Consider the following 12,764-nt stretch of genomic DNA (forward strand, 5'->3'; position numbering starts at 1 on the left):
GAGAGCGCTCAAGCTATCTCCCGCAGCCGCTCGGCGGTCTGCAGGTCGACGGAGACGAGCTGGGAAACGCCCTGCTCGGCCATGGTGACGCCGAAGAGGCGGTCCATACGCGCCATGGTGATCGGATTATGGGTGATGACCACAAACCGTGTCTCGGTCGAAGCGGACATCTCGTCCATCAGATTGCAATAGCGCTCGACATTATGGTCGTCGAGCGGCGCATCCACTTCGTCCAACACGCAGATCGGCGCCGGATTGGTGAGGAACACGGCAAAGATCAGCGCCATCGCCGTCAGCGCCTGCTCACCGCCGGAGAGCAACGTCATGGTCTGCGGCTTCTTGCCCGGCGGGCGTGCGAGAATTTCGAGGCCCGCTTCCAGCGGATCGTCGGATTCGATCAGTTGCAGCTCGGCCGTGCCGCCGCCGAAAAGATGGGTGAACAGCCGCTGGAACTGCGCGTTGACGACGTCGAAAGCGGCGATCAGCCGTTCGCGACCTTCACGATTGAGGCTCTGGATCGCGCCGCGCAGCTTGCGAATGGCGTCGATGACATCGTCGCGCTCCTTGATCAAGGCTTGCAGCCGTTCGGTCAGCTCCTTGCTTTCCTCCTCGGCACGCAGGTTGACGGCACCCAGGCGCTCGCGCTCGATCTTCAGCCGTTCCAGCTCACGCTCGACCTCGCGCAGATCGGGAATATCCTGTATCACCGCAAGTCCGGTGAGCCGCAGCGCCTCGTGCGGCTCGATATTGAGCGCTTGGCGGATGCGTAGTTCGCTCTCCTGCCGGCGCTCACGGGCCGACACCAGCCGTTCCTCAATGCGTCCGCGCTTCTCGCGGCTTTCCGCCAGTTCAGACAGAGCGGTCGTGGCTTGCCGATCGGCGTCGCGCTGCACGATTTCCGCTTCCGCCAGGCGGTCGGCCGCGATACGACGCGCCTCCTCGGCCTTTTGCAACTCATTCATCAGCGCGCGGCGCTTGTCGTCGAATTCGTCCGGAGCGAGGTCAAGCTCGGAAGCTTCGTCACGCGCTTCTTCCTCGCGGTCGCGCAGGGTCTGGATATGCTCCTCGGCACTGGCGGCGCGCTGGTGCCAGCCATCACGCTCCTGCTGGATCGCCAGGATGCGGCGCTGCCGGGCCTCATTTTCCCGGTTCAATCCCTCGTGACGGGCGCGGGCTTCGGCTAGCACGCCGCGATCGGTCGCAACCTCCGCCTGCTGGTCGCGCAGCTTGAGGTCGATGACCGTCAGATCGGGCGCGTCTTCCAGCTCGACGCGGGCATTTTCATCCTGCATCGTCATCTCTTCCATCTGCGCCCGCAGCTGGCTGGCAGCCTCGCTGACGACATCCCGGCGGCGGATCAGATCGCCGGAGGCGCGTTCAGCCGCAACCAGTGCTTCACGGGCCTCGCTAAGATGGCGTGCCGCAAGACGGCTGGCATCGCGGGCGACGGCAAGGCGGCCCTCCTCACTCCGGATCGCCTCGCCGGCCGCGGCTAGACGCTCTTCAGCCTCAAGCAGGACGTCGCGTGCGAGTTCGGCTTCGGCCTCGAGCTCGGCAAGGCGGTTCTTCTGCGCCAGCCGCAGGGCAGCAGCACTCGGCGCATCCGCACCGGTCACATGGCCGTCCCAGCGATAGACCGCGCCTTCCCTGGTCACGAGCCGCTGTCCCGGCTTCAACGCGGACATGAGACGCAGGGCATCCCCGGCAGCGACAAGGCCGATCTGGCGCAAACGACGCGTCAGGGGAGCCGGCGCTCCGACATGAGAAATCAGCGGCTTCACGCCTTCCGGCAAGGCGGGATCGGCAATGCCACTGCCATTGTCCGACCAGTGCGCGGGTGCCTGTGGATCCAGCGGCGATTCCAGATCGTCACCGAGCGCTGCGCCAATCGCGGTCTCGAAGCCGCGATCGACACGCAGTTCCTCGGCAACCGGAGCGAACGCGCCAGAAGTAGCGCCCGCCGCCAGCATCTTGGAGATCGTGCGCGCTTCCGTTTCCAGGGCATTCAGCCGCGAGCGGGCCTGATCGGTCGGCGCGCGCGATAGTGCTTCGGTCTCGCGGGCCTTGGCAAGGGCCGTCTCGACGAGCTGGATCGCCGCCTCGGCATCGGCAACGACGCCCTCGGCGGTTTCGACCATATCGCGTTTTTCTCCGGGATCAGGCAGGACCGCCATCTTCTCATCGATGGCGGAGAGCTCGCGGTTTGCCTCATCCATCTGACGTTCCAGCCGCATCTTGCGGTCAGCAAGATCGCGAATGGCGCGCTCGAGTTGGTTACGTGCAGCAGCGGTCTCAGCGCGTTCCGCCGTCAGCGCAGTGAAAATACCCTCGCTATTGGCAAGCTTGGAAGCAGCCTCCTCGAAAGCCTCGCGCGTCTCCTCGGCGAGCCGGCCTGAATCCGCGAGGATCTCGGCGATATCGGCCTCTTCTGCGTCGAGCTTGGCCAGGATCGCGGCGTTGTCGGCGACAAGACGCTCTTCGCGACGAATATCCTCGCCCAGTTGCGCCAGCCGGCGGGTCAGCTCATCGCGACGGCGCAGGATGCGATTGGCATCCTCTTCCAGCTGGCTGCGGGCGAACTGTAAGCGTTGCAGGGCGGCGGCGGCCTTCGCCTCGTCGTCACGCAGCTCCGGCAGCTTGAAGCTGGCAATGCCCTGCGCCTTTGCCGCCTCCATCTGCAGCTGCGCCTTTTCGGCGACCAGGGCGGTTGCCTGGTTGAGGCCGCTATCGGCTTCCGCTTCCGCCTCCTTTGCCTGCACCCAATGGATATGCAGGAGCATGGCCTCGCGGGCACGGATGTCGGCGGACAGCGTCTTGAAACGGTTGGCCTGACGGGCCTGACGCTTCAGGCTCTCGATCTGACTTTCGAGCTGCGAGGTCACGTCATCCAGACGCTCGAGATTGCCTTCTGCGGCGCGCAGGCGCAGTTCGGCCTCATGGCGGCGTGAATGCAGGCCGGAAATACCCGCCGCTTCTTCCAAAAGCTGGCGGCGGGCCTGCGGCTTGGCCTGAATCAGCTCGCCGATACGCCCCTGGCCAACCATGGACGGAGAACGCGCGCCGGTCGAGGCATCGGCAAACAGCAGCTGCACATCCTTGGCGCGGGCTTCCTTGCCATTGATGCGATAGAGCGAGCCCTGCTCGCGCTCGATACGGCGGGTGACCTGGATTTCGTCGCTGTCGTTGAAGGCGGCAGGCGCGGTGCGATCGCTATTGTCGAGATAGAGGCCGACTTCCGCGGTGTTGCGCGCCGGTCGATTGCCCGAGCCGGAGAAGATGACGTCGTCCATGCCGGAGGCGCGCATGTTCTTGTAGGAATTCTCGCCCATCACCCAGCGCAACGCCTCGACAAGGTTCGACTTGCCGCAGCCATTCGGGCCGACGACACCGGTCAAACCGCGCTCGATGACGAATTCCGCTGGTTCCACGAAGGATTTGAAGCCGACGACGCGAAGCCTGTTGAACTTCATGGGCTGATCTCCACCCTCCCCTTGAGAGGGAGGGTCGGACCAAAGGTCCGGGGTGGGGTGATCATTTGTTCACCCGAAAAATCACCCCCATCCGCGCGTATCGCGCGACCTCCCCCCTCAAGGGGGAGGTAATAAAAAGCGGGCGCGCGGGTTTCCCCGCCGCCCGCCATTTGCAAAATGCGCGGATCAGAGAAGGCTGTCGATAAGCTTCGACATGGCACCAACCGACATGTCTCCTGCGTAACGCTTGCCGTTGATCAGGAAGGTCGGCGTCGCATTGACGCCGAAATCCTTGGCTGCACGTTCCCTAACTGAGTTGACATCATCCAGAAGCTTCTGGTTCGTCAAGCACTTCGTAAAGCTATCCTCAGTAAAACCTGCAAGTTTCGACATTTGCAGCAGTGCGGCACGGCCATCGACGTCAGGCGAAGCCCAGGCGATCTGCTGCTTGAACAGCATTTCGACCATCGGCATGTACTGTTCCTGCGGCGCGCAACGGGCCAGCATGAAGGCGGCGGCGGCGCGCGGATCGAACGGGAATTCACGGATGATGAAGCGAACCTTGCCGGTGTCGATGTATTTCTGCTTGATCGCGTCGAAGGTCGTGACGGCGAAATGCGCGCAGTGTGGGCAGGTCAGCGACATGTATTCGACGATCTTGACCGGAGCATCTTCCTTGCCGAGCGCGATTTCCGGCAGGGAGCCGGGTTTCAGCACTTCGTTCATGTCGACGCTGCCGTCGGCGGTCGGAATTGCGTCCTCCGCCGTGGAGGCCGTGCTGGTGGTCTCCTGCGCGCCACCGGCCGTCGTGGCATTGGCGGCGGATGCCGTGTCGGCAATGGCAGCGAACGCTACCGAGAGGGCCGCAACGGCGCTGCCGCCCAGCAGGCGGCGTTTGGTCAAGAGCATGTCGGACATCGGCATAAAGTCACCCGTCGTTAAAGAGGTCTGTGAATGGACCATTGCGATATAACGGCTAGTTGCCGCTAACAAGGCACGGTTGACCAACTTTCTTCAAAGAATTGTGACCTGGAGAAGACGAAGAGGTTAAATTATCGTCAGAATTGCATGGGGATGGACAATGGCGCGCAGGCTTAGCGCTCATCCAGCAAGGTCGACGGGATATTTTGACCGGCATAAAAGAGACGCAGAACGATAACGTGCTCGTCCTTTATGTGATAGGCAACGGTAACACGCCTTTCGAACACCATGATCCGAACGCTCGGCCCTAGGCTTTCGCGTTGAGGACCCCGAGCGGCCATCGTCTTCAGTGTTCTGCATTGCACCCGAAGCCGCTGGATAAACGACAGCGCGCGGCTCGGACTATCTTTTGCTATAAATTCATAAATACCGATGAGGTCGTCTTCGGCAAGGGGGCTGAAGACAACTCTATAGCTCACCACCAGCCGCTTTCATCCGTTCTGCGTGCTTTCTTTCAAGGCGATCGAAAACGTCTTCAGCGTCTGTGCCCGGGCGTGGATCATCAAGCGCTTCTTGGATCTTTGCGCGCATGATTTGATCGATGACTTCTTCTTCGCGATCCAACGCCCTCAAAGCGGCGCGCAGAACTTCGCTGGCAGAATCATAGGCTCCAGATTCCAGCCGCGCATCCACGCGGCGTTGCTGGCTACCAAGGGTCACCGTTATCGGCTTGCTGCTTCGCATACCCAGCTCCTCAATAAGCATCTCAACGCCTAGTATGACAGTGTCATCAACAAAGGCAAGCAGAGCTATCTCCCGCCCCGCCTCCAGACCATCGCCGTACCCAGCCTCTGGATTGCAGCCCGCAGTTTATCATCCTCGATGCCGTCCATCATGCCCTCGAGCTTACGAGCCGCCTCGCCTTTCAACGGCGGCGGGATACGGGAACGTCTTGAAGCCACCGAGACCGGTTTCTGGACGATGCGGATCTGGCTGACGGCGTGGAAGCCGAAGAAGCCGTTGATGCGCTGGATCAGTTCGCCTTGCGCATGGGTCAGGAACAGGGCGCGGGCGCCCTCGCAGGCGATGGTCAGCACGCCGGGCTGATAGCGGCTATCCTCGCCCGACCCTACACGCTTGGCCCAGGCAATCTTTTCCGGCCGCGTGCATTCGGCGAAATCCTCGCCGGCGATCTCATCCCAGGATCCGAGCAGCGCCGTATTGATTCCGGCACGCTTCGCCAGCACCGGATCGATGATGCCGTTGGTCAGCTCGGAAATCTGCTTCTCGCCTTTTCGGGGATAACTCATCTGAATAGCGGTCCGGAACCTCGTTTGCACGTCCGGGACCTTGATCGTCCGACGCAGCTGGCCAAGTATAGAGCACTTCCCCTCGATGCGGCAAATCATGACGATGACATCTCAATTCCCGACGGCCGCATCCCTTCTTGCCTGGTACGACCGCCATCACCGCGACCTGCCCTGGCGGATCTCGCCGTCGATGGCAGCGCGGGGCATTCGGCCCGATCCCTATCATATCTGGCTATCGGAGGTGATGCTTCAGCAAACCACCGTGCCGGCGGTCAAAGCCTATTTCACCAAGTTCCTCGCGCGCTGGCCGACGGTCGGCGATCTCGCGGCAGCGCCCACCGACGATGTCATGGCCGCGTGGGCGGGGCTCGGCTATTACGCCCGCGCCCGTAACCTGAAGAAATGCGCGGAAGCCGTGGCCGCGGAGCATGGCGGGCGCTTTCCCGACACCGAGGACGGGCTGCGGGCCTTGCCGGGGATCGGCGACTACACAGCCGCAGCAGTCGCGGCCATCGCTTTCAATCGGCAAGCGGCCGTGATGGACGGCAATGTCGAGCGGGTCATCTCCAGGCTCTATGCCATCTCGACGCCGTTGCCCGCCGGCAAGCCGGCAATGAAGCAGAAGGTGACGCTGCTGACGCCTGCCGATCGCCCCGGCGATTTCGCGCAGGCGATGATGGATCTGGGTGCGACGATCTGCACGCCGAAGCGACCGGCCTGCGCGCTCTGTCCTTTCAACAATGCCTGCGAGGCGCTGGCCTCGCATGATCCGGAGCATTTTCCGGTGAAGGCGGCGAAGAAGGACAAGCCCGTGCGGCAGGGAGCCGCTTTCGTTGCGGTCAATGGCGACGGCGAAATCTATCTGCGCCGGCGCATTGCCAGCGGCCTGCTCGGCGGCATGACCGAAGTTCCGACCACTGGCTGGACGGCGCGGATCGACGGCGAAACCGGCACCGATGCCGCCCCCTTCCCGGCCAATTGGCAGGCAGCGGGGACCGTGACGCATGTCTTCACCCACTTCGAACTGCGGCTGTCGATCTATCGCGCTCAAGTGGCGGCGGGCGCCAACCGCAATGACGGATGGTGGGAACCGGTTACAAATCTTGAAGCGCAGGCCCTGCCGACCGTCATGAAAAAAGCGATCACCCAGGCTATTCCTCTCGCGTTTAGCAAAGCCAGCGCCTAACCATCAGGAAATCATTCATGACGACGGAAATCCGGCACATTGTCTTCGATATCGGCAAGGTTCTCATTCATTACGATCCGAACATTCCCTACAGCCGTATCATTCCCGACAAGACGGAGCGTGACTGGTTCCTCACCAATGTCTGCACCCACGAATGGAATATCGAGCAGGATCGCGGGCGCACCTGGGAAGAGGCCGAGGCGCTATTGATCGCCGAGCATCCGGAGCGCGAAGAGCAGATCCGCGCCTTCCGCAAGCATTGGCACGAGATGGTGCCGCATGCCTATGACGACAGCATCGCCATCTTCGAAGGATTGATCGCGGAAGGCCGGGATGTCACCATGCTGACCAATTTCGCCTCCGACACGTTTCGGGAGGCGCAGAAGCGTTTCCCCTTCCTCGACAAGCCGCGCGGCGTTACCGTCTCCGGCGACATCGGCCTGATCAAGCCGGATGTCGCGATCTATGAAACGCATGTGAAGAGTTTCGACCTCGACCCGGCGTCGACGATCTTCATCGACGATTCCATCGCCAACGTCGAAGGCGCAAAAGCGGCCGGCTGGCATGCAGTTCATTTCACCGGCGCCGAGAAGCTGCGCAGCGATCTCGCCGCCTACGGCATTAAGGTTTGAGCCCATGATTTTCGACCCGGCAGAGCGCATCACCCTGTTTCACGACGCCATCAACAGGCTCGACTACGAGACGATCGAGAATTTCTTTGCGGAGAACGCCACCTATGTCTCGAACGGCGTCGGCAGCCTTGCCGGCCGCGAGGTGATCATGGAGGCCTTCCGCGGCTATTTCGACACTTATCCCGATCAGACAGCCTCCAACTCATTGGTGGAAACGCTGACGCCGCTGTCCGGCCGCTCAGTCTGGTCCGTCCGTGCAACAAATAGCAAGACCGGCAAGCCGCTCATCCGCGAGGGCGAGGAGACGATCACCTTCGACGAGGATGGTCGCGTCGTGCGGGTCGATGTGACGGACTATCAGGAATTCTGAGCCGTCAGGCCGCAGCCTCAAAATGATGACGCCCAGGGTTTTGGCCCTGGGCGTTTCGCCTTCCTCCCTAACTGGAGGTACAAGACAGAGAAAGGCGAGTGTCCGGAATGGGTTGCATACGATCCCGAAAGCCGTGGGGCGGCTCTGGAGTCGGATCGGGGCCGTCAGATGAGTGGAATTACCCCACCTTTCCCATATCATTGCGGATAATCGTCCGGAGATCGTCGATCGGGCGCAGGGACTGCCCGTCGTCGAAGTGCCAGAAGGTCCATCCGTTGCATGCATCAAGACCCTGGACTTTCGCGCCAAGGCGATGAATGGAGCCGGCCTCGCCACCGGCGGCGACCGTGCCGTCGGCGCGAACGATGGCGCTATGCCGGCGCTTCGCGTCCGTCAGCACCTGGCCGGGCTTGATCAGACCGCTTTCGACGAGCACGTTGAAGGCGACGCGAGCCTCGGCCTTCTTGCCGGTCATCACCGTCAGCTCCGCCTTACCGAGCGGCTCGACGGAGGCAATGCGGGCGCTGGCCGCATCAATATAATCCTGCTCGCGCTCGATACCGACGAAGTGGCGGCCGAGGCGCTTGGCGACGGCGCCGGTGGTGCCGGAACCGAAGAAGGGATCGAGGATGATGTCGCCGGGCTTGGACGAGGCCATGATGACACGCGCCAGCAGGGCTTCCGGTTTCTGCGTCGGATGCACCTTCTTGCCGTCGTCACCCTTCAGGCGCTCGCCGCCATTGCAGATCGGGAACAGCCAGTCCGAGCGCATCTGCACATCGTCATTAGCGGCTTTCATGGCGTCGTAGTTGAAGGTATAGCCCTTGGTCTTGGCGTTCGGGCTCGCCCAGATCATTGTCTCATGGGCGTTCTGGAAACGACGGCCCTTGAAATTCGGCATCGGGTTGGTCTTGCGCCAGACGATGTCGTTGAGGATCCAGAAGTTCAGATCCTGCATCGTCGCGCCGACGCGGAAGATGTTGTGATAGGAGCCGATGACCCAGATGGTGCCGGTCGGCTTCAGGACGCGACGGCAGGCGAGCAGCCACGCGCGGGTGAAAGCATCATAGGCTTCGAAGGAAGCGAACTGATCCCACTCGTCATCGACAGCGTCGACCAGCGACTGGTCTGGGCGGTGCAATGTGCCGCCAAGCTGCAGATTATAGGGCGGGTCGGCGAAGATAACATCGACGGAATGCGTGGGCAGTGCTTCAAGAGCCGCCACGCAATCGCCCTTGATGATCGTGTCGACCCAAGAGCCCGGCGTTGCGGAAGTTCTAAGGTCGGCAAGCGGGAAAACTGACGCCATGTGATACTCGCTGTTACACTGATACGTTACGCTTAACTGAGTGTTATGGTTACCTAACTTGGTTACCAAAGGCTAAAGCAGGCCCCAGATTTTACGATTTCCCGGAAATAAGTCTGTCTTCAGTCGTCGCTGGACTCCATCGTCTTGTGTTCGTCATGCACTCCCCGGCTATCGGCCGGCGCCTCGTCGCGTTCGTTCATCCCGTAATCGCGCACCACATGCGCGATGCGCAGGCGGTAGTCGGCGAACACGCCCCCTCGCCCTGCCTTTTGTGCGGCGCGATGCGCTTCGCGATTGCGCCATTCCTTAACCGCAGCCTCGTCGCGCCAGAAGGAAAGCGACAGGATCTTGCCGCGCGAGCTGAGGCTCTCGAAGCGTTCGATGGAGATGAAACCGTCGATCGTCTCGAGTTCGGCGCGCAGCTTGCCGGCAAGATCGAGATAGTGGTCGCGTTCGTCGGGATAGGGCACGACCTCGAAAATGACGGCGATCATGGCGTTACCTTCGGGCCATGCGGCAGCGACACGTTCTTCAGAAAGATGCGGTCTTCCTTGACGAAGAGACGCTCGCGGCGGGCGAAATCGAAATTCGCCTGGCCGAGCGGGTCGGCGGCGAGACGGGCGCGATAGGCCTCATAGGCGGCCAGGCTCTCGATGTTATAGACGCCGTAAGCCGTCGTCGCCGAGCCCTCATGCGGGGCGAAATAGCCCATGAGATCGACGCCGTTGCGTGGGATGACCTGGCCCCAGGCTCTGGCATATTCGGCGAAGGCATCTTTTTTGAACGGGTCGATCTCATAGCGGATGAAACAGGTGATCATGATTTTCTCCTTTGCTGACGGAGATGTTTTCGCACATTGCCTGACGTCGATGCTTCGGTTACGATCGAAGTATGAAGGAAGGTCCTGACATAGCACAGATCGGCGCACTCATCGGCGATCCGGCGCGAGCGAATATGCTCACCGCGCTGATGGGTGGCCACGCGCTGACGGCAACGGAGCTGGCGGCGGCCGGCGGTATCACGGTGCAGACCGCGAGCACGCATCTGTCCAAGCTCGAAGCCGGCGGGCTTTTGGCACAGCGCAAGCAGGGTCGGCACCGCTATTTCACGTTGGCCGACGACACCGTCGGCAAGCTTCTCGAGAGCATCATGGGCTTTGCCGCAACGCGCGGACACTTGCGCCATCGCCCCGGCCCTAAAGAACCAGCACTACGCAAGGCGCGCATCTGCTACGACCATCTGGCCGGAGATTACGGCGTGCGCATGCTCGACAGTCTGATTGCGGCCGGCGCGATCTCATCGGTCGATGATAGCTTGAGACTGACGGAACGCGGCGAAACGCATCTCACCTCGATCGGCATAGACGTGACGGGATTGCGTTCGACACGCCGTCCGCTCTGCCGCTCCTGCCTCGACTGGAGCGAGCGCCGCGCCCATCTTGCCGGCAGCCTTGGCAAGGCGCTGCTATCCAGCTTCTTCGACAAGGGTTGGGCGCGCCGAATGGAAGACAGCCGCTCGATCCTGTTTACCTCGGAGGGCGAGCGCCGTTTCCTGGCACTATTTCCGCTTGAAACCAACCGGACAGACAAAGCGTTGGATCACGCAGACGCCTGACTATTCATGATATCAGGCATCCCGGTCAGGCCTGCCCCACCAGCACGCCTTTGAAACTGTTCGTGGCAATACGGCTGCAAAGCCCCGTCCATTCGCAGCCGAGACAGGCATGGCGAATGTCTCCGCTGGCAAAATGCCGGCGCAGCTTGGCGAGAAGGCTGGCATCGGGAATGACGACCGAGCCGGGCTTGAGCTCTTCACCCAAAAGCGCGACCATATCCGCCAGGGCGGCGGCGTCGCGCTCGATTACCGAATCCTTGAAACAATGCGGCTCCTTCTCGTCGAGAAGCGGCGCGCAGATGTCGTCGGGGCCGGAGACGAGCTTGATCTCCTCTCCGGCCGTCAGACGCTCGGCTATGCGGCGATAATTGGCGGTGAAGGCCGGCGTATAGCCTTCACCGACAAAGGTCAGCATGCAGAGCAGATGGTGGGCACGAAGCCGGATGGTCAATTCAGGCGCGCCTTGCCGCCATAGATCTTCACACCCTTGAGCACGGCGGCGGCAAGCGCCGACTTCAGGACAGCACCGAGGATGAAGGGGGCAACACCGAGGAACCAGCCCTTTTCGGCGCCGATCAGCATGGCAAGCCAGGCGCCACCGATCGCCAGGCCAAGGGCGTTGGCGGCAAGATGTGCCATAAAGCTGCGCACGACGCGATCACCACTCCAGCCGCGCTCGGCAAGCCAGCCGACCAGCACGCCCATGATCGGGAAGGAGACGAGATAGCCGGCCGTCGGCCCCATGAAGGGCGCGATGCCGCCGGCGCCGCCGGCCAGAACCGGGAAACCGACCATCGCCTCGCCCAGCCAGGCAAAAATGGTGAGCGCGCCAAGGCGCCAGCCATAGAGTGCGCCGATCATGGTGACGGCAAAGGTCTGCATGGTGATCGGCACCGGCACCATCGGCACCGAGATCCACGAAGCAAGCGTCAGCACCAGCGTGCCCGCGAGAACGAAGATCGCCTTGACGACCATCGACCGCTCGCCGAGGCGCAGCGGATCGAAGGTAGTCTCTTCATGATGATGCAACAGGGACATGTGGCTCTCCTTTTAAAATTATAGATAATTTATGAGTCTCATCTATTTTTATGAAGAAGATTGGGGCGCAAGGCAAGAGGCAGTCGGGCGCAATCCTCCTTTCCACCGCAAAGATAGGCGAAAGGCCGTTGCTGAAATTATCTATAATTTATGCGGAGAGCTATCCGACAATCGCAAATGCTTCGCGCGTCACCCCGGACGGTGTCCGCACCGGCGCGCGGCCGATCCACTGCACATGCTTCTGCAGGATGGACGCAGCCTCCTCCACCCGCCCCTGGCGCAGGGCGGAAAGGATGGCGCGATGGTCATGGTCGGTGCGCTTTTCCCAGCCCGATTGCCAGGCGGAAAAGAGAAAACGGGCGCTGGCGGCGTGCAGATCATCGATCGACGCCAGCAGCCGCCCCATGCCGCAGGGGGCGAGAATGAGGCGGTGGAACCGGCGATTCGCCTCTTCCCAGGCGCGAACATCGGCGGCGGCGTCCCCTTCTCGCGTCGCCTCCTCGGCGGCATCGAGAATTGCCGGCGTCAGGTGCTGAGCCGCATGCTTCAGCGCCAGACTTTCGAGCGCTGCCCGCATTTCCGCGACTTCACGGACTTCCTTGAGATCGAAAGAAGCAACACGAACGCCGCGGCGGGGCTCGCTGATCGCCAGCCCTTGCGCCTCCAGCCGCCGGAACGCCTCGCGCACCGGCACATGGCTGGCGCCGAACTCCTCGGCAATGTGATCCTGCCGCAGCCGCGCATCGGGCGCGATCTCGCCACGGATGATGCGGTCGGCAAGCACCCGGCTGATACGGCTGGCAATCGTGTCGTCGCGCTCTTTGGCCATGGCTGATCCTTAAAGGCGGGATTACGGATTGTCGAGCGCCCAAGGACCCTTTCCGCCAGCGCAGTCCAGCCATGCCCGCCGAACG

At 62.0% G+C, this 12,764-nt stretch carries 15 protein-coding genes; 4 read left to right on the forward strand and 11 right to left on the reverse strand.

Features of this window, described 5'->3' with window-relative positions; genetic code table 11:
• Positions 1–8 precede the first annotated feature (8 nt).
• The 5 genes from EX00_RS23075 to EX00_RS23095 form a co-directional block, all read right to left on the reverse strand.
• Positions 9–3,470 carry a chromosome segregation SMC family protein gene (locus EX00_RS23075; protein WP_047463388.1) on the reverse strand — a complete coding sequence of 1,154 codons (3,462 nt, stop codon included), beginning with the start codon at positions 3,468–3,470 and terminating at the stop codon, positions 9–11.
• Between the two features lie 186 nt (positions 3,471–3,656).
• A complete protein-coding gene (locus EX00_RS23080; RefSeq protein ID WP_047463389.1) occupies positions 3,657–4,394 on the reverse strand; it encodes a DsbA family protein in 738 nt (245 codons plus the stop codon).
• Positions 4,395–4,564: 170 nt separating this feature from the next.
• Positions 4,565–4,873 (reverse strand): type II toxin-antitoxin system RelE/ParE family toxin, encoded by a 309-nt coding sequence (locus EX00_RS23085; protein ID WP_234709090.1) that lies wholly within the window; start codon positions 4,871–4,873, stop codon positions 4,565–4,567.
• Complete coding sequence (locus EX00_RS23090; RefSeq protein WP_047463391.1) at positions 4,860–5,135, reverse strand: type II toxin-antitoxin system ParD family antitoxin; 276 nt, start codon at positions 5,133–5,135, stop codon at positions 4,860–4,862. Before EX00_RS23090 ends, EX00_RS23085 begins: the two co-directional genes overlap by 14 nt.
• Before the next feature lie 65 nt (positions 5,136–5,200).
• Positions 5,201–5,701 (reverse strand): DUF721 domain-containing protein, encoded by a 501-nt coding sequence (locus tag EX00_RS23095; RefSeq protein WP_047463393.1) that lies wholly within the window; start codon positions 5,699–5,701, stop codon positions 5,201–5,203.
• A 97-nt stretch (positions 5,702–5,798) separates the two neighbouring features.
• On the opposite strand from EX00_RS23095, the gene mutY reads away from it, so the two are divergent.
• Genes mutY through EX00_RS23110 form a run of 3 tightly spaced genes read left to right on the forward strand, consistent with a single transcriptional unit; the run spans position 5,799 to position 7,889 of the window.
• Positions 5,799–6,887, forward strand: a complete 1,089-nt coding sequence (gene mutY, locus EX00_RS23100; protein WP_155294126.1) for an A/G-specific adenine glycosylase — start codon at positions 5,799–5,801, stop codon at positions 6,885–6,887.
• Between the two features lie 17 nt (positions 6,888–6,904).
• Positions 6,905–7,519: an HAD family hydrolase gene (locus EX00_RS23105; RefSeq protein ID WP_047463394.1), complete on the forward strand. Its 615-nt coding sequence runs from the start codon at positions 6,905–6,907 to the stop codon at positions 7,517–7,519.
• A 4-nt stretch (positions 7,520–7,523) separates the two neighbouring features.
• Positions 7,524–7,889 carry a nuclear transport factor 2 family protein gene (locus EX00_RS23110; protein WP_047463395.1) on the forward strand — a complete coding sequence of 122 codons (366 nt, stop codon included), beginning with the start codon at positions 7,524–7,526 and terminating at the stop codon, positions 7,887–7,889.
• Positions 7,890–8,067: 178 nt separating this feature from the next.
• Here the strand turns inward: EX00_RS23110 and EX00_RS23115 are convergent, their stop codons facing one another.
• From EX00_RS23115 to EX00_RS23125, 3 genes are all read right to left on the reverse strand, one after another.
• Positions 8,068–9,198 carry a site-specific DNA-methyltransferase gene (locus tag EX00_RS23115; protein ID WP_047463396.1) on the reverse strand — a complete coding sequence of 377 codons (1,131 nt, stop codon included), beginning with the start codon at positions 9,196–9,198 and terminating at the stop codon, positions 8,068–8,070.
• A gap of 119 nt (positions 9,199–9,317) precedes the next feature.
• Positions 9,318–9,692 carry an antibiotic biosynthesis monooxygenase family protein gene (locus EX00_RS23120; RefSeq protein ID WP_047463398.1) on the reverse strand — a complete coding sequence of 125 codons (375 nt, stop codon included), beginning with the start codon at positions 9,690–9,692 and terminating at the stop codon, positions 9,318–9,320.
• Positions 9,689–10,018 carry an NIPSNAP family protein gene (locus EX00_RS23125; protein ID WP_047463400.1) on the reverse strand — a complete coding sequence of 110 codons (330 nt, stop codon included), beginning with the start codon at positions 10,016–10,018 and terminating at the stop codon, positions 9,689–9,691. Before EX00_RS23125 ends, EX00_RS23120 begins: the two co-directional genes overlap by 4 nt.
• 71 nt (positions 10,019–10,089) lie before the next feature.
• Here EX00_RS23125 and EX00_RS23130 point away from each other — a divergent pair, with 71 nt between their 5' ends.
• Positions 10,090–10,812: an ArsR/SmtB family transcription factor gene (locus tag EX00_RS23130; protein ID WP_047463402.1), complete on the forward strand. Its 723-nt coding sequence runs from the start codon at positions 10,090–10,092 to the stop codon at positions 10,810–10,812.
• A gap of 25 nt (positions 10,813–10,837) precedes the next feature.
• Here EX00_RS23130 and EX00_RS23135 read toward each other — a convergent pair whose 3' ends face one another.
• The 3 genes from EX00_RS23135 to EX00_RS23145 all read right to left on the reverse strand — a co-directional run bounded on the left by EX00_RS23135 (position 10,838) and on the right by EX00_RS23145 (position 12,679).
• Positions 10,838–11,263, reverse strand: a complete 426-nt coding sequence (locus tag EX00_RS23135; protein ID WP_047463403.1) for a DUF1284 domain-containing protein — start codon at positions 11,261–11,263, stop codon at positions 10,838–10,840.
• A complete protein-coding gene (locus tag EX00_RS23140; RefSeq protein ID WP_047463406.1) occupies positions 11,260–11,850 on the reverse strand; it encodes a biotin transporter BioY in 591 nt (196 codons plus the stop codon). Before EX00_RS23140 ends, EX00_RS23135 begins: the two co-directional genes overlap by 4 nt.
• 160 nt (positions 11,851–12,010) lie before the next feature.
• The gene (locus EX00_RS23145; RefSeq protein ID WP_047463408.1) at positions 12,011–12,679 is read right to left on the reverse strand and encodes a GntR family transcriptional regulator; all 669 of its coding nucleotides are present in this window, start codon (positions 12,677–12,679) and stop codon (positions 12,011–12,013) included.
• Between the last annotated feature and the right edge of the window lie 85 nt (positions 12,680–12,764).

The sequence above is a fragment of the Martinezella rhizogenes genome (assembly GCF_000799715.1).
GTDB classification, from domain to species: Bacteria; Pseudomonadota; Alphaproteobacteria; order Rhizobiales; family Rhizobiaceae; genus Rhizobium; species Rhizobium rhizogenes_C.